Origin of the sequence: Ectorhizobium quercum, from assembly GCF_026552795.1 — a bacterium.
In the GTDB taxonomy this organism is placed as follows: domain Bacteria; phylum Pseudomonadota; class Alphaproteobacteria; order Rhizobiales; family Rhizobiaceae; genus Ectorhizobium; species Ectorhizobium quercum.
This window is the reverse complement of sequence record NZ_JANFPI010000005.1, coordinates 111,622-138,056: the sequence shown is the minus strand read 5'-3', so window position 1 is coordinate 138,056 and position 26,435 is coordinate 111,622. Positions and strand designations below refer to the sequence as shown.

The 26,435-nt window shown below is 64.6% G+C and carries 21 protein-coding genes and 3 tRNA genes; 11 read left to right on the top strand and 13 right to left on the bottom strand.

What is annotated here, in order from left to right:
- Positions 1-14 precede the first annotated feature (14 nt).
- Both NOF55_RS15755 and thrC read right to left on the bottom strand, forming a co-directional pair.
- The gene (locus tag NOF55_RS15755; protein ID WP_306410140.1) at positions 15-1,316 is read right to left on the bottom strand and encodes a M16 family metallopeptidase; all 1,302 of its coding nucleotides are present in this window, start codon (positions 1,314-1,316) and stop codon (positions 15-17) included.
- On the bottom strand, positions 1,316-2,716 hold the full coding sequence (thrC, locus tag NOF55_RS15750; protein WP_306410141.1) for a threonine synthase: 1,401 nt from the start codon (positions 2,714-2,716) through the stop codon (positions 1,316-1,318). The genes NOF55_RS15755 and thrC overlap by 1 nt, the downstream gene beginning before the upstream one ends.
- A gap of 224 nt (positions 2,717-2,940) precedes the next feature.
- Between thrC and NOF55_RS15745 the strand changes: the two genes are divergently transcribed.
- On the top strand, positions 2,941-3,504 hold the full coding sequence (locus tag NOF55_RS15745; RefSeq protein ID WP_306410142.1) for a hypothetical protein: 564 nt from the start codon (positions 2,941-2,943) through the stop codon (positions 3,502-3,504).
- Positions 3,505-3,551: 47 nt separating this feature from the next.
- Here NOF55_RS15745 and NOF55_RS15740 read toward each other — a convergent pair whose 3' ends face one another.
- On the bottom strand, positions 3,552-4,904 hold the full coding sequence (locus NOF55_RS15740) for an MFS transporter (RefSeq protein ID WP_306410143.1): 1,353 nt from the start codon (positions 4,902-4,904) through the stop codon (positions 3,552-3,554).
- Positions 4,905-4,938: 34 nt separating this feature from the next.
- On the opposite strand from NOF55_RS15740, the gene soxR reads away from it, so the two are divergent.
- Positions 4,939-5,379, top strand: coding sequence for a redox-sensitive transcriptional activator SoxR (gene soxR / locus NOF55_RS15735; RefSeq protein WP_306410144.1), 441 nt, complete (start codon positions 4,939-4,941; stop codon positions 5,377-5,379).
- 17 nt (positions 5,380-5,396) lie between these two features.
- Here soxR and NOF55_RS15730 read toward each other — a convergent pair whose 3' ends face one another.
- On the bottom strand, positions 5,397-6,881 hold the full coding sequence (locus NOF55_RS15730) for an ATP-dependent nuclease (RefSeq protein WP_306410145.1): 1,485 nt from the start codon (positions 6,879-6,881) through the stop codon (positions 5,397-5,399).
- Between the two features lie 110 nt (positions 6,882-6,991).
- Complete coding sequence (locus tag NOF55_RS15725) at positions 6,992-7,681, bottom strand: HAD family hydrolase (protein WP_306410146.1); 690 nt, start codon at positions 7,679-7,681, stop codon at positions 6,992-6,994.
- A 343-nt stretch (positions 7,682-8,024) separates the two neighbouring features.
- On the opposite strand from NOF55_RS15725, the gene NOF55_RS15720 reads away from it, so the two are divergent.
- Positions 8,025-9,158 carry a site-specific DNA-methyltransferase gene (locus NOF55_RS15720; protein WP_306410147.1) on the top strand — a complete coding sequence of 378 codons (1,134 nt, stop codon included), beginning with the start codon at positions 8,025-8,027 and terminating at the stop codon, positions 9,156-9,158.
- A 211-nt stretch (positions 9,159-9,369) separates the two neighbouring features.
- On the opposite strand, the gene NOF55_RS15715 is transcribed toward NOF55_RS15720, so the two are convergent.
- From NOF55_RS15715 to mutY, 3 genes are all read right to left on the bottom strand, one after another.
- A complete protein-coding gene (locus NOF55_RS15715) occupies positions 9,370-11,319 on the bottom strand; it encodes an acyltransferase family protein (protein ID WP_306410148.1) in 1,950 nt (649 codons plus the stop codon).
- Positions 11,320-11,590: 271 nt separating this feature from the next.
- Positions 11,591-12,205 carry an HAD family hydrolase gene (locus NOF55_RS15710; RefSeq protein WP_306410149.1) on the bottom strand — a complete coding sequence of 205 codons (615 nt, stop codon included), beginning with the start codon at positions 12,203-12,205 and terminating at the stop codon, positions 11,591-11,593.
- Positions 12,202-13,299: an A/G-specific adenine glycosylase gene (gene mutY / locus NOF55_RS15705; protein WP_306410150.1), complete on the bottom strand. Its 1,098-nt coding sequence runs from the start codon at positions 13,297-13,299 to the stop codon at positions 12,202-12,204. Before mutY ends, NOF55_RS15710 begins: the two co-directional genes overlap by 4 nt.
- 76 nt (positions 13,300-13,375) lie before the next feature.
- On the opposite strand from mutY, the gene NOF55_RS15700 reads away from it, so the two are divergent.
- Positions 13,376-13,894: a DUF721 domain-containing protein gene (locus NOF55_RS15700; protein ID WP_306410151.1), complete on the top strand. Its 519-nt coding sequence runs from the start codon at positions 13,376-13,378 to the stop codon at positions 13,892-13,894.
- Positions 13,895-14,135: 241 nt separating this feature from the next.
- Here NOF55_RS15700 and smc read toward each other — a convergent pair whose 3' ends face one another.
- On the bottom strand, positions 14,136-17,597 hold the full coding sequence (smc, locus tag NOF55_RS15695; RefSeq protein WP_306410152.1) for a chromosome segregation protein SMC: 3,462 nt from the start codon (positions 17,595-17,597) through the stop codon (positions 14,136-14,138).
- Positions 17,598-17,933: 336 nt separating this feature from the next.
- Complete coding sequence (locus NOF55_RS15690) at positions 17,934-18,596, bottom strand: DsbA family protein (RefSeq protein ID WP_306412341.1); 663 nt, start codon at positions 18,594-18,596, stop codon at positions 17,934-17,936.
- Between NOF55_RS15690 and NOF55_RS15685 the strand changes: the two genes are divergently transcribed.
- Both NOF55_RS15685 and ppdK read left to right on the top strand, forming a co-directional pair.
- Entirely contained in the window at positions 18,595-18,792 is a 198-nt protein-coding gene (locus NOF55_RS15685) for a hypothetical protein (protein ID WP_306412340.1), read from the top strand. The genes NOF55_RS15690 and NOF55_RS15685 overlap by 2 nt on opposite strands.
- A 98-nt stretch (positions 18,793-18,890) precedes the next feature.
- Positions 18,891-21,575: a pyruvate, phosphate dikinase gene (gene ppdK / locus NOF55_RS15680; protein ID WP_306412339.1), complete on the top strand. Its 2,685-nt coding sequence runs from the start codon at positions 18,891-18,893 to the stop codon at positions 21,573-21,575.
- A gap of 10 nt (positions 21,576-21,585) precedes the next feature.
- Here the strand turns inward: ppdK and NOF55_RS15675 are convergent, their stop codons facing one another.
- On the bottom strand, positions 21,586-21,861 hold the full coding sequence (locus NOF55_RS15675) for a hypothetical protein (RefSeq protein ID WP_306412338.1): 276 nt from the start codon (positions 21,859-21,861) through the stop codon (positions 21,586-21,588).
- Positions 21,862-21,974: 113 nt separating this feature from the next.
- Between NOF55_RS15675 and NOF55_RS15670 the strand changes: the two genes are divergently transcribed.
- Positions 21,975-22,880, top strand: coding sequence for a DUF1499 domain-containing protein (locus NOF55_RS15670; RefSeq protein WP_306412337.1), 906 nt, complete (start codon positions 21,975-21,977; stop codon positions 22,878-22,880).
- Positions 22,881-22,889: 9 nt separating this feature from the next.
- On the opposite strand, the gene NOF55_RS15665 is transcribed toward NOF55_RS15670, so the two are convergent.
- The gene (locus tag NOF55_RS15665) at positions 22,890-23,798 is read right to left on the bottom strand and encodes an MBL fold metallo-hydrolase (protein WP_306412336.1); all 909 of its coding nucleotides are present in this window, start codon (positions 23,796-23,798) and stop codon (positions 22,890-22,892) included.
- A 221-nt stretch (positions 23,799-24,019) separates the two neighbouring features.
- Between NOF55_RS15665 and NOF55_RS15660 the strand changes: the two genes are divergently transcribed.
- Positions 24,020-24,094: transfer RNA gene (locus NOF55_RS15660), tRNA-Gln, on the top strand.
- Positions 24,095-24,315: 221 nt separating this feature from the next.
- The gene (locus NOF55_RS15655; protein WP_306412335.1) at positions 24,316-25,209 is read left to right on the top strand and encodes a DMT family transporter; all 894 of its coding nucleotides are present in this window, start codon (positions 24,316-24,318) and stop codon (positions 25,207-25,209) included.
- 83 nt (positions 25,210-25,292) lie between these two features.
- Here NOF55_RS15655 and NOF55_RS15650 read toward each other — a convergent pair whose 3' ends face one another.
- Positions 25,293-25,697 carry a hypothetical protein gene (locus tag NOF55_RS15650; RefSeq protein ID WP_306412334.1) on the bottom strand — a complete coding sequence of 135 codons (405 nt, stop codon included), beginning with the start codon at positions 25,695-25,697 and terminating at the stop codon, positions 25,293-25,295.
- A gap of 281 nt (positions 25,698-25,978) precedes the next feature.
- Here NOF55_RS15650 and NOF55_RS15645 point away from each other — a divergent pair.
- Together NOF55_RS15645 and NOF55_RS15640 are read left to right on the top strand one after the other, a co-directional pair.
- Positions 25,979-26,055: transfer RNA gene (locus NOF55_RS15645), tRNA-Pro, on the top strand.
- Between the two features lie 133 nt (positions 26,056-26,188).
- A tRNA-Pro gene (locus NOF55_RS15640) sits at positions 26,189-26,265 on the top strand.
- Positions 26,266-26,435 lie beyond the last annotated feature (170 nt).

Below are 26,435 nucleotides of genomic sequence, written 5' to 3'. Positions count from 1 at the left end.
GCCTTGGCCTGAAATTACGCTTTCGCGCGCGAAAGTGAAGAGAGTATATCGGACGGTCCCGCCAGTTTGCCGAGCGGCCCGATGGCGGAGACCGTCGGGTTGCCCGAGAAGAACAGCCGTCCGGCCAGATCCGTCAGCCGGTCGGGCGTGATCGCGGCCAGCCGGTCGAGGATTTCCTGGTTGGGGATGGTGCGGCCGTAGAGGATCGCCTGCCGGGCGATCTGCCCGGCCCGGGCAACGGGGCTTTCCTGCGCCATCAGAAGTTGGGCGCGGGTCTGAGCGCGGGCGCGGTCGATCTCTTCCTGGCCGATGCTGTCGGCGGCGCGCGCCAGTTCGACGGCGATCACCTCGACCAGCTCGGCCAGGTCGTCCTCGCCCGTGGCGGCATGGACGCCGAAGATGCCGCTGTCCGAGAAGGACCAGTGGAAGGCGTAGACCGAATAGCACAGGCCGCGTTTTTCCCGCACTTCCTGGAAGAGCCGGGAGGACATGCCGCCGCCAAGGATGTTGGCGAGGATCTGCGAGGCGTAGAAGTCGCGCGCGTGGTAGGCGATGCCCTCGAAGCCGATCAGCACCTGCGCGTCCATCAGGTCGCGCTCCTCGCGGCTGTCGCCGCCGGTGTAGCGCGCCTTCTCGATCTCGGCCGTGGCGTCCGTCCCGGTCGGCAGGGCGGCGAACCGCTCCTCGACCTGCCGGACGAAGGCGTCGTGATCGATGGCGCCGGCGCCGACGACATACATCCGGTCGGTCGTGTAGTTGCGGGAAAGATAGGCGCGCAGGTCGCCGGTCGTGAAGCCGTTGACCGTCTCCGGCGTTCCGAGGATGGAGCGGCCAAGCGTCTGGTCCTTGAAGGCCGTCGCCGAGAAATGGTCGAACACCACGTCGTCGGGCATGTCGTCGGCGGCGCCGATTTCCTGGAGGATGACGTTCTTCTCGCGGACGAGTTCGTCCTCGTCGAAGGTCGATTCGGTCAGGATGTCGGCGAGGATGTCGACGGCGAGCGGCACGTCCTCCTTCAGCACGCGGGCATAATAGGAGGTGGTTTCCGTCGAGGTGGCGGCATTGAGTTCGCCGCCGGCGTTCTCGATCTCCTCGGCGATCTGCCGGGCGTTGCGCCGCTTCGTTCCCTTGAAGGCCATGTGTTCGAGAAGATGGGCGAGCCCGTGCTCGTTCGCCGTCTCGTCGCGCGAGCCGGATCGCACCCACACACCGAGCGCCGCGCTTTCCAGATGCGGCATCCGCTCGGTCACGACCGTCAGGCCGGAGGGAAGGCGCGTACAGTTGATGTTCGGGTTCGCAGCGGTTGCCTGGTCCATCAGTTTCGTCCTGCTCGTGTCAGACCGCCGATATGGGTTTCGACGCTGCGGATGTCGTTGTCGAGAATGTCGAACCGTTCCGGCCGTTCCATGAGGTCGCCGAGCCAGACGGGCAGGCCCGGATCGACGCCGCTCGCCTTCCTGACGGCGGCCGGGAACTTGGCGGGATGGGCGGTCGAAAGCGTCACCATCGGGCTGTCCGGCTTTTCGAACTTCTTCGCCACGAACAGGCCGATGGCCGTATGTGGATCGGCAAGATAGCCGGCGTCGGCAAGCGTGGTGCGGATCGTCTCCGCCACCTGCTTCTCGCTGGCCCGGGCGGCGCGGAAGTCGCGGCGGATGGCCTTCAGCGTGCCGGGCTCGATCTCGAAGCTGCCGGATTGCTTGAGGCCGGCCATCGCGGCGCGGACGCCGGCGGCGTCGCGCCCCGACGTTTCGAACAGCAGGCGCTCGAAGTTGGACGAGATCTGGATGTCCATCGAGGGCGAGGTGGTGGCCTTCACCGATTTCATTTCGTAGCGCCCGGTTCTCAGCGTGCGGGCGAGAATGTCGTTCTCGTTGGTGGCGATCACCAGCCTGCCGATGGGAAGGCCCATGCGCTTTGCCGCATAGCCGGCGAAGATGTCGCCGAAATTGCCGGTCGGCACGGTGTAGGAGACCTTGCGGTCCGGCGCGCCGAGCGCGAGGGCCGAGGTGAAGTAATAGACGATCTGGGCCATGATCCGCGCCCAGTTGATCGAGTTGACGCCGGACAGGCGGACGCGGTCGCGGAAGGCCCCGTCGTTGAACATGGCTTTCACCAGGTTCTGGCAATCGTCGAAATTGCCCTTTACGGCCAGCGCATGGACGTTTTCGGCGGCGGTCGTGGTCATCTGGCGCTGCTGCACCGGCGAGACCTTGCCCTCCGGGAAGAGGATGAAGACATCGGTGCGTGAACGGCCGGCAAAGGCGTCGATAGCCGCGCCGCCGGTGTCGCCGGAGGTCGCGCCGACGATGGTCGCGCGCGCGCCGTTCTTTTCCAGCGCATGGTCCATGAGCCGGGCGAGAAGCTGCATCGCCACGTCCTTGAAGGCGAGCGTCGTGCCGTGGAACAGCTCGAGAATGAAGGAATTCGGCCCGGTCTGGACGAGCGGCACCACCGCCGGATGGCGGAAGGTGGCATAGGCCTCGTCGATCATCGCGCGGAATTTTTCCGGCGCGATCTCGTCGCCGACGAAGGGTGACAGCACGGTGAAGGCGATGTCCTGATAGGACTTGCCGCGCAGCGCGCGGATCTCGCGTTTCGTGAACTGCGGCCATTCGCGGGGAACGTAGAGGCCCCCGTCGCGGGCCAGCCCCGCCAGCAATGCGTCCGAAAATGAGAGGACAGGTGCCTCGCCCCTGGTCGAAATATAATCCACGGCGTCTTCCCGAATTTTTGGCGGAGGAAACCGGCCCGGCCTCGATTTTCACACTCCCCGGCGAAAATGGAACCTTCGTGCGGCTTACCCTCGATTTTTCAGTGCGCCGCTGATATAGACCATCGGCATGGGTCAGGAAAGGCCCGTAACGTCGGATGTGACAGGCGGGTGACGCCTGAATGCTAAAGGGTCGGGTTTCCGTGTTGTCCAAAGTATCGTGCGCAGTGGTTTCCTTTACGCTTCTCGGCCTTCTGGCAGGCTGTAATTCCTCCTCCTCCCTTTCCGATACGGCCCCGCAGGGGCAGGCGTCGGACCTCCGGCAGGGAGCGTCCGTCAATTCCGTCGTGGTTCAGGCGACGTGCCCGCAGATCTTCATGCGCGACGCAACGGCCTCCCATCGCGTCTATGCCCGGGGCGGCGACGGCGATCCGACGAAGCTCGTCTACCAGGCGGCCTTCGCGGATACGACACGCTCCTGTACGACGGACGGCAACCAGATGACCATCAACGTCCTGGCGCAGGGCCGGATCGTCGCGGGTCCCGCCGGGTCGGCCTCCACGGTTTCGCTGCCAGTCCGCATCACCGTCACCGAGACCAACGCCATGCAGTTGGAAGAGCAGATCTATTCGCAGCTCGTCTCCTATCCGGCCGCCATACCGGCGGATTCCCTGTCCGGCCAGTTCCTGTTCCAGAAGCCCGACGTGACGATCCCGGCCAGTTCGGCGCAGAACGCCAAGGTCTATATCGGCTTCGATTCCGGCCCGGCCCCGAGAAACGCCCGCAACTGAGCGGCGCACCGCTCCGCTCACGCCGAAATATCCGGCAGCGCCGGCCGTCATGGGCCCTCGGTCTCTCCCGCATGGCGGGCAAATCCGACCCCGAGCGCACGCCAGCCGGCCAGCGCGACGAGCAGGATGCCGGCCGCCGCGACCCAGAAGGGCGCGACCAGAGCCGTCTCGCGCGGCACCATCCCGTCCAGCCCGCGGACGATCAGTCCCGACAGCAGCAGACCGAGCGGCATCATTCCCCAGGCCAGCAGGCGATAGACGCTGTTGACCCGGCCGAGGAGATGATCGGGAATCATCCGCTGGCGCGTCGAGACGGACACCGTGTTCCAGACCAGTCCCGTAAACTCGAACAGCGCCAGGACAATCGCCAGCGACACGGCGCCGGGCGCCAGCGCAATGCCGATGAAAGCGGGAACGGATGCGAGCAGCATCCATTGCGCGGCGGGTCCAGGGCCTATAAGGCGCACGATCCGCTCTCCCAGCAGCCCGCCGGCGATCCCGCCCACGGCCCCGGCGGCGAGGATCAACCCGTAGGCGGCGGAGGAAAGGCCGAGATTGTCCTGCACATGCAGGATCAGTGCGATCATCACCATCTGGAAGAACAGGTTCCAGAAGCCGGTCAGCCAGGCAAGCAGCCGCAGCAGCGGGGCGTCGCGCAGGAAGGCGATACCCTCGGCCAGTTCGGCACGCCAGTTCCGTTCCGTCGTCCGGCCGGGCTGAAAGTTTCCGGCGATGCCGGCCACGACCAGCGCCGCAGTGGCATAGAAAACCGTGTTGGCGGCAAAGGGCAGGGATAGCGCAAGCGCGATCATCGCCGCCCCGAGCGGCGGGCCGACGAGGGCGTTGCCCGTCAGTTCGACGCTCCACAGCCTGCCGTTGGCCGCTTCGAGCCGCGCATGCGGGACGAGCCCGGGAAGCATGGTCTGGGCGGCGTTGTCGCGAAAGACCTCGGCCGCGCCGACGACCAGAGCCGCCAGGGTCAGAACGGCGAAGGCCAATGGCGATGCGAGGCCGGTTTCCGGCGGCGCGGGCAGGGGCGTCGCCGCCCAGAGCACCAGTGCGGCGACGCCGAAAGCCGCGGCGCGCAGCACATCCATCCGCAGGATCAGTTTCCGCCGGTCGGTCCTGTCCGTCATGATCCCGGCCGGCAGGGCGAAGATCGCCCAGGGCAGCCGCAGGGCGATCGCCACCAGCGCGATCAGCAGCGGGTCGCGGGTGATGAGCGAAGCCGTCCACGCCCAGGCTATCGTGGCGATCCCGTCCGCGAGATTCGTCAGGCCGCTTGCGGCGATGAAGCGGGTGAGCGGCGCGCCGTTCATCGAGCGGGATCGTCGTATCTGGCGTCCAGTGTCGTTTCGTTCATCGTCGAGCCCTTGCCTTTCCGGTTCATTCGGCTGCACTCTGCATTCTCAAGTCAACTTGAGGTCAAGAGCCATGTCGCAATCCGGCCGGAAAAATTCCTCCGCCGAACTGACGGTCGGCCAGATGGCGGCACGTGCGGGGATCGCCGTCTCGGCGCTGCATTATTACGAGGCGGAGGGGCTGATCCGCAGCACCCGGACGCCGGCGGGGCATCGCCGCTATGACCGGCGCGAGCTGCACCGCGTCGCCGTCATCCGCATCGCGCAGTCGCTCGGCCTGTCGCTGGCCGAGATCCGGGCTATGCTGGACCAGGTGCCGCAGGGCAGGGCGGTCGGCCGGGCCGACTGGCAGGCGGCGTCCGAGGTCTGGCGCGCCGCTCTCGAGGACCGGATAGCGCGGCTCGTGCGCCTTCGCGATCAACTCGACCATTGCATCGGCTGCGGCTGCCTGTCGCTGGAAAGCTGCCCGCTCGGCAACGCAGGCGACAGGCTCGCTTCCGAAGGCAGCGTGTAGAAACATAATGTGGAAGGTTACATGACAGCCGGTCTCTCCATTTTTAAGCGAGCACGGATCGCATCGATTTTAGGTTTGAGAATATCATTGTTTTTCTCAACGTATATTGAACTAAAACCTCTTCTAATAATAATTTCGGAAATAAAACCAAGTTTTTCCCCTAATTTAATAAAATAAAGATGCGGGTCGGTTGTGTCAATTTTGACCGATTTTATTGCAGAGACAATGCCATCTTGCGTAACAGACGGACACTGGCACCGCTGCTGCACAAAGGCGGCCATCGACTCCGCATTGTCGTGGATGAAACCAAAGACAATTGATTCCGGTGTGCCGTCAGGTAGTTCAATTACATCATCGTTGGGTTCGTTGAGTGGAGGGTTATCGCCATCGATAACAGCTACCGCTTGCGCAGTGACCGTAGGATTTGCGTTGTGGTGCTTTAATACCTCAACAACAAACGGATATCCACCAGCCTTGTGCACTCGTACTTGATCAAAAATGTCGCGTGCATATTGCCGTAACATTTCCTCTACAAGATCTTTGGCGAAATCGTCTTCTACGAAAATCGCCGCATTCTGGGAAACTGTGCCTTTGAGCGCCCGCAGACTTTCAATTGTAAGCTTGCCCTGATAGGCCGTGCCGTCAATGCATGCCCAAATCGCCTTCGGCGGCAAAACGTCGAGTGCGTATTCCGAATGAGTCGTGAAGATAATTTGAGCTTTCTTTCGCGTTGCGACATCAAACAGATATTCGACCATCTTTCGCGTCGCCAACGGATGAAGCCCGTTCTCGATCTCCTCAATCAGAATAAGTGAGTTATCAGTCGCTCCCTCAATGCGCGACACCATTTCGATAATCGACGCCTCGCCGGCCCCAAAGTGGAATTGTGAGTAGTCGTTTTTTTGATGCATCCCAATAAGGATATTCTTTAGTGGATCGGATTTAAGCGATACGCGTTCGTAATTCTTCGCATCTTTACCAAGAATACGGCTAACGTAGCCTATTACCGCTTCATCAATCGGAGTTTTGACGATCTCGGTGTTCTTCGCAATGCCGACGAACTGCTTGAACTTTGTCTGCTCGTTAGCTGGAACGGTTCGCTGGATTGGAATCACAACCACATTGCGTTCCATAACTGTATCGCGCCGCCATTTGGCGGACACGAAACGAGCATTTCTCTGTATCCGTCCAGTCTTATTCATTTTCCGATCAATAATGTCATAGTCAATGCGCCAGTTTGCCATGCTGGTGTCACCGATATTAGACTTTGGAAAAAATTCACCGGGCTTGACGTCCTTGTAGGCAAGGGCAGCAGCACCGAGAATGGTAGATTTTCCGCCGCCATTCGTGCCAATGATTGCGGTAACTGGAAAGTCGAAATTGATCGTTTGGTTTGTGAAGCTTCGCACGTTTGAAAGTCGAAGATTTGGCAAATACTTCTCGTAGGAAAGCTTTTTGACCTTCTCTTCTAGACTCTCGATATCGCTCGGGCGCACGTCCATGATGTGTTCTCCTTTGTTACAATAACAGCCAACAGGACTGGAGCCGATTTCGGTAAAGCGACCGTTTCAGGGTGTGTTGCTGCGGCCGGCCGTATGGAACGCCTGCCCGGTCAGGCCACGCCGTCCCATGCGGCCAACGCCTCGATCGTGGCGGGCAGGTCGCTCATTCGTGCGATCACGGTTTCCGCGCCCGCGTCCATCAGGCGGCCGGCGTGGCTCGGATAGGTGTGCGAGGCGCCGGTGAAGCCGATGACCCGCATGCCGGCGCCGCGTGCGCCGGCGATTCCGTGGACGGAATCCTCGATCACCACCGTCCGTCGGGGATCGGCGCCCATCGACTTCGCGCCGTGCAGGAAGATGTCGGGCTTCGGCTTCGCCCGGTCGGGGCCGAGATCCTTGGCCGAAAAGATGTTCGGTGCGAACGCGTTGTAGAGCCCGACCTTCTTCAGCATCATGGCCAGCCGGTTCGTGCCGGAATTGGAGCAGATGCAGCGCGGCCCCGACAGGCGCGCCACGGCGTCCGCCGCGCCCGGGATCGCCTGCACGTCGCGCTCCAGCCGGATGTCGAGCAGCTTCTCCGACTTGTCGAGCAGCGAGGCCGACAGCGGGATCGAGACTTCCTTCTCGACGGCGAGGAGAATGTCGCGCCACACCAGGCCGGCGAATCGCTCGCCCATTTCCTCCGGACTGATCGGATAGCCCGCATCGCGCAGCAGCGCGGATTCGACCTCCGCCGCAATGATTTCGGAATCGACCAGCACGCCGTCGCAATCGAAAATAATGAGGTCGAAACCGCTCATCGTCGTTCTTCTTCCACTTTCGGAAATGGGGGCAGGGCCGCAAGGGCCCGTGAAACCCGTATGAAACTCGTGGCTGACCGGCTTTTAACCGAAGCGGGCCGCAGGCTCAACACCTGTGGCGCCAGAGCAATTCCAGGAAAAGTGCGCAGCGGTTTTCCGTCCGGAATTGCGTGAAAATAACAAGATGGAGCATTTCCGCGATTCGGAGAAAAGCGGAAATGCTCTATCGGCGGGTTTTCGCTTTTTTCGCCGCGACGCGGGGACGTTGAGACTTTCGTAACCATCTTCAGTAACCATAACGGACATCAGGTTTTCGAGTAAGCGTAACGAGCGAGTTCAAAAAATGGCGTCTGTCCTCCGTCTGGGCGAACTGTATCAGCAGTCCGCCGGCCCCCGGTCTCTTGTCGACACCATCATCAAGGGTGACTGCGTTGCTGCCCTCGAGGCGCTTCCCGACCAGTCGGTCGATGCGATCTTCGCCGATCCTCCCTACAATCTCCAGCTTGGCGGCGCGCTCACCCGTCCGGACCAGTCGCTGGTCGATGCCGTCGACGACGAATGGGACCAGTTCGCCTCCTTCGAGGCCTACGATGCCTTCACCCGTGCATGGCTGCTGGCCTGCCGCCGTGTCCTGAAGCCGAACGGCACGATCTGGGTCATCGGCTCCTACCACAACATCTTCCGCGTCGGCGCGACGCTCCAGAACCTCAATTTCTGGATCCTCAACGACGTTATCTGGCGCAAGACCAATCCAATGCCGAATTTCAAGGGCCGCCGTTTCCAGAACGCGCATGAGACGCTGATCTGGGCGAGCCGTGACCCGAAGGCCAAGAGCTACACCTTCAACTATGACGCGATGAAGGCGTCGAACGACGACGTGCAGATGCGCTCCGACTGGCTGTTCCCGATCTGCAACGGCGGCGAAAGGCTGAAGGACGCGGATGGCCGCAAGGTCCACCCGACCCAGAAGCCGGAAGCGCTGCTCGCCCGCATCATCATGGCCTCCACCAAGCCGGGCGACGTGGTGCTCGATCCCTTCTTCGGCTCCGGCACCACCGGCGCGGTCGCCAGGCGCCTTGGTCGCCACTTCGTCGGCATCGAGCGCGAGGACAGCTATATCGCGGCCGCCGCCGCCCGCATCGCCGCCGTCGAGCCGCTGGGCAAGGCGGAACTGACGGTAATGACCGGCAAGAAGGCCGAGCCGCGCGTTGCCTTCAACGTGCTGGTCGAAAGCGGACTCGTGCGTCCGGGACAGGTTCTGACGGACGCGAAGCGCCGCTGGAGCGCCATCGTCCGTGCCGACGGCACGCTGGCTGCCGGCGGGGAAGCCGGGTCGATCCACCGGCTCGGCGCCCGCGTGCAGGGGCTCGATGCCTGCAACGGCTGGACCTTCTGGCACGTCGAGGAACAGGGAAGCCTTCGTCCCATCGACGACCTGCGCGCCCGCATCCGCAAGGAGATGGCGGGGCTGGAGTAATCCCTGACTCCGATCCGCCTTGAAACCCCCTGACGGTTTCGTACCTTCAGTCCCGTCAGGGGACGTGGCGCCCGGTCCGGCAACGGACCGGGCGCAGCCTTGTCCAATATATGCCGATATCCCGTCTTTCGCGTTGAGCTTGCTCGCATGCGACCGGGCCGCGACAGGTTTCGGTCAAGGACTTACAGACCGTCGTAGGTCCTTCGGTCGATCAGGAAATATGCCGCCGCAGGATCTTCTCCACTTCAGGCATGAGCTTCAGGACATATGTTTTGGTAATGTGATGCTTGTCCCGATAGACGAGAACGGAGTCTTTGACTGCCCAGCACGATTCGGCGTCGCAAAACTGCTGCGAGAGGTCATAGAAGTTCACGTTGTCGATATTGATTTCCGTAGTGGGATCATGATCCGCCAGCAAGAGCTTGCGCGAAACCGAGCACTTGTTGAAATCATCGCTATTGAGGAAGACGCATGTCGGCACGTCCATTCCCATCCACGGATTGTCGCGCAGGGCGACGACGCTGATATTCTCCTGTCCAAGAGATTTCCATGCGTTCAGATAGCCCTGCGGAATATGCTCCCTGTCGCCCTGGCCTCTTGTCGCCGTCGTAAACACTAGCTCCGGCTTCAGTTCCTTGATCCTTGCCACGGCCTGCTTCGCCCATGCCGTGCAGGACGGATCAATATCGAATTCCTGCGCATCTATGCTGAAGAAGCAGGCGCTCTTCGTCATGTTGACGATCCGGAAATGCAGTTTCAGGCCGAGGTCGTTCAACACGGGCAGCCATTGCAGGCTATGGGAGCCGCCGACCAGGACGAGCGTGCGGGAAGCGTTCACATCGCCATAGGTGCATTCGATAACCTTTGAATTGGTTATGTTCTGGTGGCATCCGTCGTTGTAGGCGACCGGCAGATCCAGCCGCGCTATCACCGGAGCGGGAATGATGGAACCTTCGGCCGGCGTCGCCTCTCCGGTCATGAATTGTGCCAGCATTCTTTGGCCGTCGCGCACTTCAACCCTGTAGACATAATACCAGGTTCCAATCCCGATGACCGCTGGCAGAAGTATGGAAGCGCAGGCGACAACCGGAAGGACGAAGCCTCGAATGGCGTTCACAAACTTGCGCAGTGGACGTTCGGCCGCGACTGTCGTGAGCCATGCAAGGATACCCGACGCGAAAATGATGACCAGTCCCGCCGGAATGGTTACGGATTCCGTTTCGAACAGAAATCTGTAGGTGATGAGCAACGGCCAATGCCACAGATAGAACGAGAAGGAGATGTCGCCGAGCTGCACCAGAAACCTGTGTTTCAGGATTCCGATATTGCCGTCGTTCTGCGCCGAGACGATGATCGCAGTCGCCGCCAGCACAGGGATCAGGGCAACTGCGCCGGGAAACAGCCGGGAAACATCGATGATGGCGGCCATCAGGATAATGACGACAAGGCCGGCATAACCCAGTGCTTTTGCCAGTCCGCCGGAGAGTTTGATCTTTCGATAATGCAGGCCGAGCAGTGCCCCGGCGCAGAACTCCCAGATGCGCGCGCCTGTGTCGAAATAAGCCCAGGGCTGATTGAGACGGGTAATGATGACAGAATAGACGAACGAAGCGATGAAGATGACGCCAAGGCAGAAAGTCCAAGCCGATATTCTGGATACGCCGATGAGTTTTGAGACTTTGGCCGCGACGAAAAACACGAGCGGAATCAGGAAGTACAGCTGCATCTGTAGCGACAAGGCCCAGAATTGCTGGAAGGGAGATGCGGTGAAACCCTGCTGAAGATAGTCGGCTCCGCTTCTGGCGAGCAGCCAGTTTTCCAGGAACAGTGTCGAGGCGATGGCATGCTTGAGTTCGTCTCCCCAGATCGTACTGGGCAGAAATGCTATGCCAAGAAATATGGTCGAGACGATTACGACAGTGGCGCCAGGAAGTATTCTCCCGAGCGTTTTTACAATATAGTTAAATACATCTGTGAATTTCAGATCATGGAACTTGTCAAAGCTGGTGGCTATGAAGAACGCTGCAACAACGAAAAAGATATCGACACCGCCGGAAACGCGATGGAACCATATATGGTATACGGCCACCATGAGGGCGGCAACAAATCTAAGTCCTTGAATTTCATGAAGATACTTCTTGTCGGTAGCGGTACGACCCATATTTGCATCTCCAAGGATCAAAAAACTGACATCCTGACGTAGGTTTAAATCATATCGATGGCGTGTAAACAACCGTTTCGAAATTCGCCTGTACGACTATAAGGAAGCTTGCGGATTCATCTTGTCCTTTCGTTGCCGGCGTGCCGGGAAGCCGTGATGGTTCACAGAAAAATGGAACGGATGGACGCTCACTTCCGTCATGAATCCCGGTTCAATCGCTCGCCCGACGCGCGAATTGCTATCATCCGTACATTGCGAGACATTCTGCGGCTTACACAGCAATCCCGACCGCGGAGAGGTCGGCCTTGAGCTTTTCGGCGCCGGTGAAGCGGATGGCTTGCCAGCCGGCGGAGCGGGCGCCTTCCACGTTTGCCGCCACGTCGTCGATGAACAGCGTGTTTTCGGGCGTCAGGCCGAAGGAGCGGGCGTGGTGCCGGTAGATTGCGATATCCGGCTTGATGAGGCCGACTTCGGCGGAAACCGTGACGCCGCGCGGGGCGTTGAGGAAGGCGAAGCGCCCGCGGGCCTCGGCAAAGGTGTCGGCGGCGAAGTTGGTCAGCATGGTGACGTCGAAGCCGGCCTCGATCAGCGACAGCATCACGGCGACGCTGTCGTCCAGCGCACGCGGAACCATCTCGTGCCAGCGCTGGCGGAAGGCGCGGATGCGCGCTTCCTCCTGCGGGTGTCGGGCGATCAGTTCCGCCTCGGCCTCGCTCCACGGCCGGCCGCGGTCCTGCTCGAGATTCCAGTCGTGGGTGCAGACGGTTTCGAGGAACCGCCGCCGCTCTTCCGGATCCGGAATGATCTGGCGGAACGGCAGTTCGGGATCGTAATGGATCAGGACGCTGCCGATGTCGAAAACGATGTGGCGAATGGGGGTGGTCACTGTGCATGTCCCTGTGTCGGATCGGGGGTGGAGACGATAGCTGTCTCGATGATCTTTTTCATGACGGACGGAAGCGCCTGCGCCGCGAGATTGTCCAGCGGCTCCCACCAGCCGTCCTCCACGGCGCGTTCCGCGACGCCGGCCCTGTAGACGTCCACCCGCAATTCGAAATGGGTGAAGATGTGGACGACCGTGCCGCGCGGCTGCCAGCCGGCGGGGAAGGGGGCGGCGTCCGGGGAGGTCGCGCCATCGCGGCGGGAGGTGAAGTCCGTGACCGGAACCTGCGTCATGCCGCCGAGAAGGCCCTTGTCCGGGCGGCGCTGCAACAGCATGCGGCGCTGCGGCGAAACGGCGACGAAGGCTGCTGCCCGGCGCACCGGCTTCGCCTTCTTGGCCGCCTTGACCGGATAATGCTCCGGGTCGCCCACGGCCAGCGCGCGACAGTCCTCGCGGAACGGACAGAGGGCGCAGGCCGGCCGTTTCGGCGTGCAGATCGTTGCGCCGAGGTCCATCATCGCCTGGGCGAAATCGCCCGGCCGCTCCTGCGGCGTCAGCGCGGCGACCTTCGCCTTCATGGCGGGCTTCGAGCCGGGCAACGGATCGGAGATGGCGTAAAGGCGCGAGATCACCCGCTCGACATTGCCGTCCATCACCGCGGCGGGCTCGTCGAAGGCGATGGCGGCGACCGCCGCCGCCGTGTAGTCGCCGATGCCAGGCAGGGCCTTGAGCCCGGCCTCGGTCGCGGGGAACCGGCCGCCGTGTTCCGCGGCCACCGCCTCGGCGCATTTCTTCAGGTTGCGGGCCCGCGCGTAATAGCCGAGCCCGGCCCAGGCCGCCATCACATCCTCGGATCGGGCGGTGGCCAGGTCGTTCACGCCGGGCCACAGCGCCAGGAACTTCGCGAAGTAAGGCTTGACCGCGGCCACGGTGGTCTGTTGCAGCATGACTTCCGACAGCCACACATGATAGGGATCGGCCTTGACGCCGCGCGCGCGCATCGGCGGCGAAACCCGCCAGGGCAGGTCGCGGTGGTGGCGGTCGTACCAGCCGAGAAGGCGTTCGGCTTCCGGCGCGGTGGAGGTCTTGTCGAGCATGATTTGGGCCGTCTGGATTTTTGCCCTATAGTTGGACGATTGATTTGCCCGGTTCAACAGGGCCGGAGCCTTATACATGAGTTACAAGAGACGCGGCGAGAGACCGATTTCCGATATTGCCAACGGTATCATGGACCCCGTGCTGGCGCGGCGTGCCGGCATTTCGACGGCATTGCTCGGTTCCTGGGACGAAATCGCCGGTGCGGAATTCGCCGATTGCACCCGGCCGGAGAAAATCGTCTGGCCGCGCCGCGACGATCCGGGGCAGATGGGCGGCCATCGGCCCGGCCAGCTCATCGTCGCCTGCGAGGGCGCCCGGGCGCTGTTCCTGACCCATGCGCAGGATGAACTGATCGACCGCATCAACGGTTTCTTCGGCTATCCCGCCATCCGCCAGATCCGCATCGTCCAGAAGCCGGTGTCGCGCGCGCTTCCCCTGCGGCGTGTGGTGCGCCCGCTGCCGAAGGCCGCCGAAAAGCGACTCGAGGACATGATGGAAGGGATCGAGAGCGAGGCCCTGCGCGCCGCCATTACCCGTCTGGGAAAGGCTGTCCTCCAGCCCGGGCGGGCGGCGCGGAAGAAAACCGGCGAGTAACGGGAAATTAAAAGCCTCGTGGAGCCGCCCTGCAATCGGCTCCACGAGGCTTCCGTCCGGTTTTGACACTGGACGGGGGGTCCGGGGGATCGATCCGCGCCACGCGGCACGGCGTGTGCGGTCAATATCCGAAAATTGGTATGTGAAAGCTACAGCAGTTTTGCGGCGTTGAACGTCCCCCGTTTGGGGGGTGCCGTTAAATTTTTTTGGAGATACGGGGTTCAGTCGCCAGCGGAACTTATCATCCGGCGTCGCGCAGGCGTTCCGCCGTCTGCAAATCCACCGAAACGAGCTGAGAAACGCCCTGTTCGGCCATCGTCACGCCGAACAGCCGGTCCATGCGCGACATGGTGATGGGATTGTGGGTGATGATGACGAAGCGCGTCTGCGTGGAGGCCGCCATCTCGTCCATCAGGTTGCAATAGCGCTCCACATTGTGGTCGTCGAGCGGCGCGTCCACCTCGTCGAGCACGCAGATCGGTGCCGGGTTGGTAAGGAAGACGGCGAAGATCAGCGCCATCGCCGTCAGCGCCTGCTCGCCGCCCGAAAGCAGCGTCATGGTCTGCGGCTTCTTTCCCGGCGGGCGGGCGAGGATTTCGAGGCCGGCTTCCAGCGGGTCGTCGGACTCGATCAGTTGCAGCTCCGCCGTGCCGCCGTTGAAGAGATGGGTAAAGAGCCGCTTGAACTGCTCGTTCACGACGTCGAAGGCGGCGAGAAGCCGCTCGCGGCCTTCCCGGTTCAGGTTGCCGATGGCGCCGCGCAGCTTGCGGATCGCGTCGATCACGTCGTCGCGCTCGGCGATCAGAGCGTCGAGCTTGTCCGAAAGCTCCTTCGCCTCTTCCTCGGCGCGCAGGTTTACCGCGCCCAGCCGCTCGCGCTCCATCTTCAGCCGGTCGAGGTCGCGTTCCACCTCCCGCGTATCGGGCAGCGCCGCATCCGGCTCGATGCCGGCCAGTTTGTAAAGGCCCTGAGGCTGAAGGTTCAGCGTTTCGCGGATGCGGGCTTCCGTGTCCTCGCGCCGCTCGCGGGCGGACACCAGCCGTTCCTCGGCACGGCCGCGCTTCTCGCGCGCCTCGGCCAGCGCCGCCAGCGCGGCGGCGGCGCGGGTATCGGCATCGCGCTGGAGGTTTTCGGCCTCGACCAGCCGGTCGGCGGCCTCGCGGCGCGTTTCCTCGACCGTGGCGATTTCGCTCAGCAGACCGTGCCGCCGGGCTTCGAATTCCTCGGGCGCCTCGTCGAGCGCCTCGATCTCGTCGCGCGCTTCCGCCTCGCGCTCCCGCAGGGTCGCGATATGGGACGCGGCGCTCGCGGCGCGGTTCTGCCAGAGGCGGCGCTCGTCGCCGATGGCGGCAAGGCGGCGGCGGCGGGCCTCGTTCTCGCGGGCGAGACCTTCGTGGCGGGCCCGCGCCTCGGCGACCTCGCTGCGGCCGGCGGCCACGGCAAACTGCTGCTCGGCAAGCTTCGCATCGAGGCCGGAAAGATCAGGCGCTTCGGTCAGCCGGGCGCGGGCCTCCTCCTCGGCAACGGCGATTTCCCCGATTTGCGCCTGTACCTGGTTGCGGGCTTCGGCCATCACGTCGCGGCGGCGGGCGAGATCCCCGAAGGCCCGTTCGGCGGCGGCGAGCGCCTCGCGCGCCTCGGCCGCGATGCGGGCAGCGAGCCGGACGACCTCGCGCGCCGTCGAGACGCTGCGTTCGGTCTCGCGGATCGTCTCGCCGGCCCGCGCCAGCGTCTCCAGCGCCTCGGCAAGCTGCTCGCGGGCCTCGTCCGCCTCGGCCTCGATTTCGGCAAGGCGGTTCTTCTGGGCAAGGCGAAGGGCGGCGGCGGAAGGCGCGTCGGCGCCCTTGACGTGGCCGTCCCAGCGAAAGACCGCCCCGTCGCGCGTCACCAGCGACTGGCCGGGCTTCAGCAGGCCCATCAGCCGTTGCGCGTCGGCAGGCTCGGCAAGTCCGGTCTGCGCCAGACGGCGGGCAAGGGCGGCGGGCGCGGACACCAGCGCGGAGAGCGGCGTGACGCCTGCCGGCAGTGGTGCGTCGTCGCCCGGCGCGTCCGTTTCCGTCCAGTAGGCGGGAGCCCGGGCGTCGAGTGGGCTGTCGAGATCCTCGCCGAGAACGGCGCCGAGCGCGGTTTCGTAGCCGCGCTGCACCTCGATCAGGTCGGCCACCGGAATGAAGCCGCCGGAAGGCGCGCTTGCCGCCAGCATGCCGGAAATGGTGCGCGCCTCCGTCTCCAGCGCCGCGGTACGGGCGCGGGCCATGTCGGCGGGCGGGCGCAGCGAGGCTTCCTGCGCGCGCGCGTCGGCCAGCGAGGCTTCGGCATCCTCGACGCCGATCTGGGCTTCTTCGAGTGCTGCGTCCGCGTCGGCGACGGCAACGCGCTTTTCCTCCGGGTCGGGCAGGGCGGCAAGGTGCCGGTCGATGCCGTCGAGTTCCTGTGCCGCCTCGGCGTCCTGCCGTTCCAGACGCTGCCTGCGTCCGGCGAGATCGGCCAGCATCCGCTCGACCTGGCTGCGCCCGGCGGCGGCCTCCGCCCGCTCCGCGGTCAGGCGGGTGAGAAGCGCCTCGGCGTCCGAAAGCGTCGCCGCGGCGGCCTCGAAAGCGGCGCGGGTCTCTTCCGCCTCGATGCCGGAATCGGCCAGTTCTCCGACGATCTGATCTTCCTCGGCGGCCAGCCGTTCGAGAATGGCGGCATTGTCGGCGACGAGCCGTTCCTCGCGTGCCACGTCCTCGCCAAGCTGGGCAAGGCGGCGGGTCAGCTCGTCGCGACGCCTGAGAATGCGGCTTGCCTCCTCGTCGAGCTGGGAACGGGCGATTTGCAGGCGCTGGAGTGCTGCGGCGGCGCGGGCCTCGGCCTCGCGCAGTTCCGGCAGCTTCAGGGTCGCGATTCCTTGAGCCTTGGCGGCCTCCATTTGCGCCTGCGCCTTTTCGGCCACGAGGCTGGTCGCGTCGTTCAGGGCCGTGTTGGCTTCCGTTTCGGCCTCCTGCGCCTGCTTCCAGCGGATATAGAGCAGGATGGCCTCATGCTCGCGGATCGACGCGGACAGCGCCTTGAAACGATTCGCCTGACGGGCCTGCCGCTTGAGGCTTTCGATCTGGCTGTCGAGCTGGGCGGTCACGTCCTCCAGCCGGTCGAGATTGGCCTCGGTGGCCTTCAGGCGCAGTTCCGCCTCGTGGCGGCGCGAATGCAGGCCGGAAATGCCGGCGGCTTCTTCCAGAAGCTGGCGGCGCGCCTGCGGTTTCGCCTGGATGAGTTCGCCGATCCGGCCCTGGCCGACCATCGACGGCGAGCGCGCCCCGGTCGAGGCGTCGGCGAACAGAAGCTGCACGTCGCGCGCCCGCGCCTCCTTGCCGTTGATGCGGTAGACGGAGCCGTTCTCGCGCTCGATGCGGCGCGAGACCTGGATTTCGTCGGTGTCGTTGAAGGCGGCGGGCGCGGTGCGGTCGGCATTGTCGAGCCACAGCGCCACTTCCGCCGTGTTGCGGGCCGGCCGGTTGCCCGAGCCGGAAAAGATCACGTCGTCCATGCCGGAGGCGCGCATGTTCTTGTAGGAATTCTCGCCCATGACCCAGCGCAGCGCCTCGACGAGGTTCGACTTGCCGCAGCCGTTCGGCCCGACGACGCCGGTCAGCCCCGGCTCGATGACGAACTCCATCGGCTCCACGAAGGATTTGAAGCCGGTCAGGCGCAGGCGGGTGAACTTCATGGGCGGCCCGCCGTTTTGCCGCGGAGTTTCCCCTCCGGTTGCCGTATCCCCCGCGAGGGCAGGGTCATGGCACGGGAAACGAGCCGGTGGGGCTTCTCCTTCTCCCCGGCGGGGAGAAGGTGCCCGAAGGGCGGATGAGGGGGGCAGGCGCACAGCGCCTGCCCCGAAAGGCCCCTCATCCGGCTGCCGCCACCTTCTCCCCGCCGGGGAGAAGGCGCAAGAGCCGAGAGCCTCGGTGTCATCTGTAATTCGTCTCCCCCCTTGTGGGGGAGATGGCCGGCAGGCCAGAGGGGGTTCGCGCGCGCGCGCAAATCCTCGCCCGCCGTAAGGCGGACGTCAGGCGAAGCTGTCGATGATGGCCGACATTTCGTCAACCGACATGTCTCCCGAATAGACCTTCCCGTTGATGATGAAGGTCGGCGTGGCATTCACGCCGAAGTCCCTGGCGCCGCGCTCGCGCACTGCGTTCACATCATCCAGAAGCTTCTGGTTCGTCAAGCAGGTGTTGAAGCTTTCCTCGGAAAAACCGGCCACGCGGGACATCTGGAGCAGCGCCGCGCGTCCGTCCTGTGCGCCGGCCCAGGTGGTCTGCTGCTTGAACAGCATGGAGACGAAGGGGAAATACTGGCCTTCCGGGGCGCAGCGCGCCAGCATGAAGGCGGCCGCCGCGCGCGGATCGAACGGGAATTCGCGGACGATGAACTGCACCTTGCCGGTGTCGACGTATTTTTCCTTGATCGCGTCGAAGGTGTTGGCGTGGAAATTCGCGCAATGCGAGCACGTCATCGACATGTATTCGACGATCTTGACCGGGGCGTCGTCCTCGCCGATCGCCATTTCGGGCAGGGAGCCGGGCTTCAGGACTTCGCTCATGTCGACCTCGCGCTGCGGCTGCGGAGCGTCGGCGCGGGCGGGGAAGGCGATGGCGAGCGGCAGCGAGGCTGCGGCCATGCCGCCGAGAAGAACGCGCCGGGAAACGCTGGTGTCGAATATCTGCATGGTCTGGAACCTTTGGCCAAGGGTTGGAAAGAGTGGTTCTTTATCCGATATAGCGAGCGATGACGGCAAACAAGCGGCAGAGCGGGTGACGCTGCGTCAAACAAGCGTGATTTATGCGACACCCGCGCCCATTGCCGCTTTCGCCGTGCGAAAAACAGCGCCTGCGGTCGTTTTCAACCTTCCGCATTTGCTGTAGAGCATTGAAAAAACTGCCTTCGGGCTGGAGGCGTCCGGAAAATGGGAGGCGGCTTTGCGGTTGCGCGGGCAGGCGGCAGGCAAGTCGGGGACTGGCGAATGGTGAAGTGGGTCTACACATTCGGCGACGGCAAGGCGGAAGGCTCCGCCCGCGATGTCGCCCTTCTGGGTGGCAAGGGGGCCAATCTCGCAGAAATGGCGAGCCTCGGCCTGCCCGTGCCGCCGGGCCTGACCGTCACAACCGAAGCCTGCAACTGGTTCTACAACAACGGCCGCGTCCTGCCGCCGGGCCTTCAGGAGGAAGTCCTGAAGGGGATCGCCGGCATGGAGGCGATCACCGGCCGCCGCTTCGGCGATGCCGGGCGCCCGCTTCTCCTGTCGGTCCGCTCCGGCGCGCGCGCCTCGATGCCCGGCATGATGGATACGGTGCTGAACCTCGGCCTCAACGACGATTCGGTGCAGGCGCTCGGCCACGACGCCGGCGACGCCCGCTTCGCCTGGGACAGCTACCGCCGCTTCATCCAGATGTATTCGAACGTCGTGCTCGGCCTCGACCACGAGCTGTTCGAGGAAATCCTGGAGGACGAGAAGAACCGCCTCGGCCATGAGTTCGACACCGACCTGACGGCGGTCGAATGGCAGCACGTCGTGTCGCTTTACAAGGAAATGCTGGAAGAGGAACTGGGCGAGCCGTTTCCGCAGGAGCCGCACGAGCAATTGTGGGGAGCGGTCTCCGGCGTGTTCTCGAGCTGGATGAACGCCCGCGCCGTCACCTATCGCATGCTGCACAACATTCCCGAAGCCTGGGGCACGGCCGTCAACATCCAGGCGATGGTGTTCGGCAATCTGGGCACGTCGTCGGCCACCGGCGTCGCCTTCACCCGCAATCCCTCGACCGGCGAGAAGACGCTCTACGGCGAGTTCCTCGTCAATGCCCAGGGCGAGGACGTGGTGGCCGGCATCCGCACCCCGCAATCGATCACCGAGGAGGGCCGCATCGCTTCCGGCTCCGAGCGCCCCTCGATGGAAAAGCTGATGCCGCAGACCTTCGCGGCCTTCCGCGAGATCTGCGACCGGCTGGAAGCCCATTACCGCGACGTGCAGGACGTGGAGTTCACCATCGAGCGCGGCAAGCTGTGGATGCTCCAGACCCGTTCCGCCAAGCGGACCACCCGTGCGGCGATGAAGGTCGCGGTGGACATGGTCGCGGAGGGGCTGATCACCCGCGAGGAGGCGATCGCCCGCATCGAGCCTTCCTCGCTCGACCAGCTGCTGCACCCGACCATCGACCCGAAGGCCGGGCGCGACGTGATCGGTTCCGGCCTGCCGGCCTCGCCCGGCGCGGCGACCGGGGAGATCGTCTTCACGGCCGAGGAGGCCGTCGCGGCCGAGGCCGAGGGCCGCAAGGTCATTCTGGTGCGCATCGAGACGAGCCCGGAGGACATCCACGGCATGCACGTTGCCGAAGGCATTCTGACGACGCGCGGCGGTATGACCAGCCACGCCGCCGTGGTGGCGCGCGGCATGGGCATCCCCTGCGTCGTCGGCGCCGGCACGATGCGGGTCGACCTGCGCAACGGCCGCCTGATCGGCATGGGCATGACGCTGGAAAAGGGCGATGTCATCACCATCGACGGTTCTTCCGGCCAGGTTCTGGCCGGCCGGGTGGCGATGCTCCAGCCGGAGCTTTCCGGCGATTTCGGCCGGCTCATGGAATGGGCCGACGGCCTGCGCCGGATGGATATCCGCACCAATGCCGACACACCGTCCGATGCGCGCGCGGCGCGCAGCTTCGGGGCGGAAGGCATCGGCCTTTGCCGCACGGAGCATATGTTCTTCGACGGCGGACGCATCCACGTCATGCGCGAGATGATTCTGGCCGAGGACGAAAAGGGCCGCCGGGCCGCGCTGGACCGGCTTCTGCCCATGCAGCGGCAGGATTTCACCGAGCTTTTCGCCATCATGCACGGCCTGCCGGTGACGATCCGCCTGCTCGATCCGCCGCTGCACGAGTTCCTGCCGAAAACCGGGAAGGAAACGCGCGAGGTCGCGGCGGCGATGGGCATGGATGAGGCCGTTCTCGGCCAGCGGCTCGATGCGCTGCACGAGTTCAATCCGATGCTGGGTCTGCGCGGCTGTCGCCTTGCCATCGCCTATCCCGAAATCGCCGAAATGCAGGCCCGCGCCATCTTTCAGGCGGCGGTGGAGGCGGCCCGCGAAACCGGCGCCGCCGTCGTGCCGGAAATCATGGTGCCGCTGGTCGGCCTGCGCTCGGAAATCGATTACGTGAAGGGGGTGATCGACCGCGTCGCGCAGGAAGTCACGGGCGAGGCGGGCCTGCGGATCGACTATCTGGTCGGCACGATGATCGAGCTGCCGCGCGCCGCCCTTCAGGCGCACGCGATCGCCGAGGCGGCGGAATTCTTCTCCTTCGGCACCAACGACCTGACGCAGACCACCTTCGGCATTTCGCGCGACGACGCCGCCCGTTTCATGACGATCTACCAGAGGAAGGGCATCGTCGATCACGATCCCTTCGTCTCGCTGGACTTCGACGGCGTGGGCGAATTGATGGAGATCGCCGCGACCCGCGGCCGCCGCACCCGCCCGAAGATGAAGATCGGCATCTGCGGCGAGCATGGCGGCGATCCGGTCTCCATCCGCTTCTGCGAGAATATCGGCCTCGACTACGTGTCCTGCTCGCCGTTCCGCGTGCCGATCGCGCGGCTGGCGGCGGCGCAGGCGACGATTGCGGCGAAGGCCGTCCGTCTCGGCGATGCCTGAGCCGGGCGGATTATTTCCGGTCGACGATCACCCGGCGTTCGACGACGATCGGCGGCCGCCATGCCATATGTTGCGACATGCGGATCGAATTCGCCCGTGCCTCGGCGCGGCGGTCGAGCTCGATCCGCTGGAGGCATTCGGCGAAGGCGTCGTTCCCTTTCCGGAAACCGTAATTCACGCAGCGGGCCTCGTCGGCCGCGCGCCGCTGTTCGGGCGTCATCGTCTGGCAGGAGGCGCAAAGCAGGGCCGCTGCCGCCACCACCATCGCGTTCAAGACCGGTTTCATGGGCGTTCTCCTGATGACAGGTTTCTTTTACAGTGGAGATATACCACTATCCGCCGCAGGCAAGCCCGAATCCGCCCCGGCGATGTCATGAGTTTCTAGCAGGTTCTGTCTTCATGGCCATACGCTTCGAAAGGCCCGTTTCGCGTTCCGCCTTCTGGGCCAGGCGCCTTGGTTTTCTGGCGGCGCTGCTGTTCCTGGCGATTTTCGCTGCCTTTCGCACCGGATTCCTGTCCGTGCCGGACTTCACCCGCCTTGCCCTCATGTCCGCCGGTCTGGCCGCCCTGGCGGTGCTGCTGGCAGTAATCGGCCTGGCGCGGCTGTGGCAGGTGGGCGCGCTCGGCGGCATCGCGGCCTTCAGGGGGCTGGTCTATGCGGCGGTTCCGCTGACGGCCGCCGGCATCGCCGCCGCCGCCTATCTCGTCGCGCCGCCGGTCTACGATCTCTCGACCGATCCGGCCGACCCGCCGCCGATCCTGAAGGCCGTCGCCGCCGATCAGGAATGGCTGCCCCGCGTGCAGACGCAGGCCGGGGTGGCGAAGGGCAGGGTGGTCTATGCCGATCTCGTCGGGCGGCGGTTCGACGGCGCGCCCGACCGCGTCGCCGCCGCGGTGCGCAGGGCAGCCCGCGCGGCGCGCATCGTCATCGTGGCCTCGGAAGGCGAGGAGCAGGCCGGCGCCGAGCCGGAGGCCCTGCCGGTGCCCGGCATCCGGGGCGGAGGCGCCGTTCCCGGTGCGCCGCCGTCGATTCCGGTGCCGCTGCCGCGCCCCGAGCCGCAGCTTCTGGCGGCCCCGCCTTTGCTGGTCGGGAAACCCGGCGACGTTCTTTTCCAGGGACAGACGCGGACGCTGATTTTCGGCCTGCCCTTCGATGTCGTCGTGCGCCTGCGCGAGGAGGAGGACAACACGCTGGTCGACGTGCGCACCGTGGCGCGCTACGGCGACAGCGATTTCGGCATCGGCGCGCAGATCATCCGTGCCTTCCTCGACGCGCTCGAGACGGAAATGCTGGGGCTCGGCTGAACCGCCGTCTCAGGCGGGTTCGTAGATGCCGTCGAGGGCGGGCGGCCCGTTCGTCTTCACTGCGCCCTTTTCCACCAGATCCTCGATATGGGCGAGCACCGAAAGCGCCGCCGCGCCATGAAGCAGGGGATCGGTCTCGCGGTAGATGACCTTCACCATGTCGGCGATCGTGCGGTCGCCGGCCAGAATCCGCGCGCGGATCGCCCGCTCGCGCATGCGCCGGTGGGTGCGCAGGCCGCGCAGGAAGGCGGCGGGCTCCGTCACCGGGCCGCCGTGGCCGGGCAGGTAGACGCGGTCGTCGCGTTCGAGCAGCTTTTCCAGCGAGGCCATGTAGTCGCCCATCGAGCCGTCCGGCGGCGCGACGATGGTGGTCGCCCAGGCCATGACGTGATCGGCGGAAAAGACGATGCCCGTGCCGTCCAGCGCGAAGGCGGCGTGGTTCGCCGTATGCCCCGGCGTGTGCAGCGCCGTCAGCGCCCAGCCGTCGCCGGCGACGGTCTCGCCGTCGGCGACCGTCAGGTCGGGCCGGAAGGCGGTGTCGGCGCTTTCGGAAAAGGGATTGGCCTCGCCCTCGTGCAGCGGGCGGGAGGGCCGGTGCGGCCCCTCGGCCACGATGATCGCGCCGGTCCGTTCCTTGAGGCGCCGGGAAAGCGGCGCATGGTCGCGATGCGTGTGGCTGACGAAGATATGGCTGACCGGACGGCCGTTCACGGCTTTCAGCAGGGCGTCCAGATGCGCGTCGTCCTCGGGGCCGGGATCGATCACGGCAAGCGTGTCGCGCCCGACGATATAGCTGTTCGTGCCGTGAAAGGTGAAGGGCGAAGGATTGTTGACCGTGATGCGCAGCACATCCGGCCCGGCGGGCACGGCCTTGCCATGCGCCGGCTCGAACGCTTTTTCGAAAAGCGGATCGCTCATATCGTCTGCCTCATCCTGACGGGCGCCCATCGCGCGCGACGTGCTTAACATGGCGAAACGGCAGGCGTCACGGAAAAGCGTTCTCTTTTCCGCCACCGAGGGAGCCGCGGCCGGACCGGCGGAGGGAAACCTCCATTTTTTCCCGAACGGCGGATTGCCGCCCGGTTCGACTTTTGCTAATCACCGCCGCGTCGGGCCGCTCTGCCGCCTGACTCGTCTGTTGGGGCGTAGCCAAGCGGTAAGGCACCGGTTTTTGGTACCGGCATTCCCTGGTTCGAATCCAGGCGCCCCAGCCACGACTTGTTTTCCGTAAACCGGATGCGCGGCGATTGTTGGACAATGCCGGTGGCGATGGCGTGCCCGCGCGGTTTTGCGCTTCGGGGCTGCAAGCCTCTTGCAAGTGTGCGGGCGTGGTTGTAACGGCATCGCGTTCGCCGGCCATGAAGCCGGTGCCTTGCGTTTTTTGTCGTCGAAGCTGTGGCGCTTGCGCCGCCGAATTGCCCCGGATGTCCGTTCCATGCGCCCGCGCGATATTGCCGTCTACCTGTTTCTCGCCATCGTCTGGGGGCTTTCCTTTCTCGTTCTGGTGAAGGCGGTCGAGGCTTTCGGCTGGATCGGGGCGGTGACGCTGCGGGCGCTCATGGCTTCGGCGACGCTCTACGCCCTGGCGCGGGCCCTGCGCCGGCGGCTCGATTTTTCGCTGGGGTGGAAGCCGCTCTTCGTCGTGGGCGCGACCACGGTCGCCGGCCAGTTGATCGGCCTGTCCTATGCCGCGCCGCTGATCGGCACCGCCATGTCGGCCATTCTGGTCGCGACCATTCCGCTGTTTTCCATGATCATCGGCGCCTTCTGGGGGCTGGAGCGCATCAATGCCCACCGCCTTGCCGGTCTGGCGCTCGGCATTTTCGGCATCGTTCTGCTGGTCGGCTTTCCGGCCGCGCCGGTCACGCCGGCTTTCCTGTTCGGCTGCGCCGCCGCGCTGTTCGGCTCGTTTTCCGCCGCCTTCGGCAGCAATTATGCCAGCCGCTGGCTCGGGCGCGCCGGATCGTGGGAGGTGACGATCGGCGCCTTCTTCTTCGGCGGCCTCATGACCTTTCCCTTCCTCGCCGCCGTGCCGGTGCCGGCGCTGCCGCACGCGGTGGATCTCGTCTGGCTGGTCGTCCTGGCCTGCGGCATGAGCGCGCTGACCTATGTGCTCTATTTCGGCCTCGTCGCCTCCGTCGGCGCGACGCGCGCCATCAGCGTCGAATTCGCGGTCACGGCGGTTGCCGTCGCTATCGGCGCGCTGGCGCTGGGGGAACCCTTCTCGCTCATCCAGGCGGCCGGCGCGGTGGTGATCGTGGCGGGCTGCGCCATCGTCCTCGGATTGTTCCCGATGGCGCGAAGCGCCGGGCCCCGCGTGGAGCATTGAGGGCATCGTGCATGCCGGGGGCGGAAAGAAAACCGCATCGAGGCCGTCGGGCCTCGATGCGGTGCCTGTTCTTTCCGGGACGATCAGTCGCCGCCGAGGAATTCCTCGCAATAGCTCGGCGCACCGTTCACGCCGGGCTTGTCGATGATCGTGCGCACGGAGCGGATCACATAGTCCGGGGAGACGGTGAGCTGGACTTCGCAGCGCAGATATTCGGTGCGCGCGGGCGAAAGAAGCGCGCCGCGCCTGCCGCCGCTGCCTTCGGCATATCTGGCCTGGACCGTGCGGGTCCTGTAGCCGCCGCGCCAGGTGTAGATCGTGGACGCGCCGATCTGCTGGTCGGTGACGGGCGGGCCGAATTTGGCGAAGAAGGCGCCGGCCTGCTGGCCGTTCCAGCGTTTTTCGATGCCGTTCTGGGCGCCGGTCGCGGTGACGCAGCCTCCCAGTGCCAGGGCAAGGCCTGCAAGCGTGATGATGCGGATGTTCATCTGTCTCGTTCCATGAGAATCGCGTGGTTGAAGCGGCTTGCCGGTCCGGCGTCGGGCGCTCGGGAAATACGGCTTGCTAACCTTGCTCTATCGTCAAATCATACGCTGTCAAATGGATGCCATAGTGTTTGCCCCGTTTTTTTGAACGGGTGAGGCCCCGGTGTCACGCTCTTTTCCCGCGACAGCCGGCCGCACCGGTTTTTTTGCGCGCGGCCCGGTTTTTTTGCCGGCAGGCGCTTGTGCGGAACGGGAAGCCGGACTATAGACAGCGCCGCTGGTCACGGAGTGTAGCGCAGTCTGGTAGCGCACCACGTTCGGGACGTGGGGGTCGCGTGTTCGAATCACGCCACTCCGACCAGCCGAAAAAATCCCCTTTCCCTCGCAATTCATATCCTCGATGCCGCCATCGGCGCGTTGTTTCATGCTGCCTTTTTTTGTCGCAAGGCGCTTGTGCGGAGAGGGAAGCCGGTCTATAGACACGCCGCTGGTCACGGAGTGTAGCGCAGTCTGGTAGCGCACCACGTTCGGGACGTGGGGGTCGGAGGTTCGAATCCTCTCACTCCGACCAGCCGGCATCTCCCGATTTCCCGAACGGTTTCTCCTGAATATGGCGCATCCGCGCGCGTTTGCCGGTCCGCTGCCCAAGCCCCGGAGCAGGCGTCCGCGACGACGGCCGGCGGCGGCTGCGTCCGGCTGGAATGGTGCACGGCCGGATAATTTTTTCCTCACAGCGGGCGT

Excerpts from the sequence above, each read along its gene's own strand:
- NOF55_RS15655 (WP_306412335.1), top strand. The coding sequence starts at position 24,316 with ATGCGCCCGCGCGATATTGCCGTCTACCTGTTTCTCGCCATCGTCTGG.
- NOF55_RS15685 (WP_306412340.1), top strand. The coding sequence starts at position 18,595 with ATGGTCTGGAACCTTTGGCCAAGGGTTGGAAAGAGTGGTTCTTTATCC.
- NOF55_RS15650 (WP_306412334.1), bottom strand. The coding sequence starts at position 25,697 with ATGAACATCCGCATCATCACGCTTGCAGGCCTTGCCCTGGCACTGGGA.
- ppdK (WP_306412339.1), top strand. The coding sequence starts at position 18,891 with ATGGTGAAGTGGGTCTACACATTCGGCGACGGCAAGGCGGAAGGCTCC.
- NOF55_RS15725 (WP_306410146.1), bottom strand. The coding sequence starts at position 7,681 with ATGAGCGGTTTCGACCTCATTATTTTCGATTGCGACGGCGTGCTGGTC.
- smc (WP_306410152.1), bottom strand. The coding sequence starts at position 17,597 with ATGAAGTTCACCCGCCTGCGCCTGACCGGCTTCAAATCCTTCGTGGAG.
- NOF55_RS15675 (WP_306412338.1), bottom strand. The coding sequence starts at position 21,861 with ATGAAACCGGTCTTGAACGCGATGGTGGTGGCGGCAGCGGCCCTGCTT.
- NOF55_RS15720 (WP_306410147.1), top strand. The coding sequence starts at position 8,025 with ATGGCGTCTGTCCTCCGTCTGGGCGAACTGTATCAGCAGTCCGCCGGC.
- mutY (WP_306410150.1), bottom strand. The coding sequence starts at position 13,299 with ATGCTCGACAAGACCTCCACCGCGCCGGAAGCCGAACGCCTTCTCGGC.
- NOF55_RS15665 (WP_306412336.1), bottom strand. The coding sequence starts at position 23,798 with ATGAGCGATCCGCTTTTCGAAAAAGCGTTCGAGCCGGCGCATGGCAAG.
- NOF55_RS15755 (WP_306410140.1), bottom strand. The coding sequence starts at position 1,316 with ATGGACCAGGCAACCGCTGCGAACCCGAACATCAACTGTACGCGCCTT.
- NOF55_RS15690 (WP_306412341.1), bottom strand. The coding sequence starts at position 18,596 with ATGCAGATATTCGACACCAGCGTTTCCCGGCGCGTTCTTCTCGGCGGC.
- NOF55_RS15700 (WP_306410151.1), top strand. The coding sequence starts at position 13,376 with ATGAGTTACAAGAGACGCGGCGAGAGACCGATTTCCGATATTGCCAAC.
- soxR (WP_306410144.1), top strand. The coding sequence starts at position 4,939 with ATGTCGCAATCCGGCCGGAAAAATTCCTCCGCCGAACTGACGGTCGGC.
- NOF55_RS15670 (WP_306412337.1), top strand. The coding sequence starts at position 21,975 with ATGGCCATACGCTTCGAAAGGCCCGTTTCGCGTTCCGCCTTCTGGGCC.
- NOF55_RS15715 (WP_306410148.1), bottom strand. The coding sequence starts at position 11,319 with ATGGGTCGTACCGCTACCGACAAGAAGTATCTTCATGAAATTCAAGGA.
- NOF55_RS15730 (WP_306410145.1), bottom strand. The coding sequence starts at position 6,881 with ATGGACGTGCGCCCGAGCGATATCGAGAGTCTAGAAGAGAAGGTCAAA.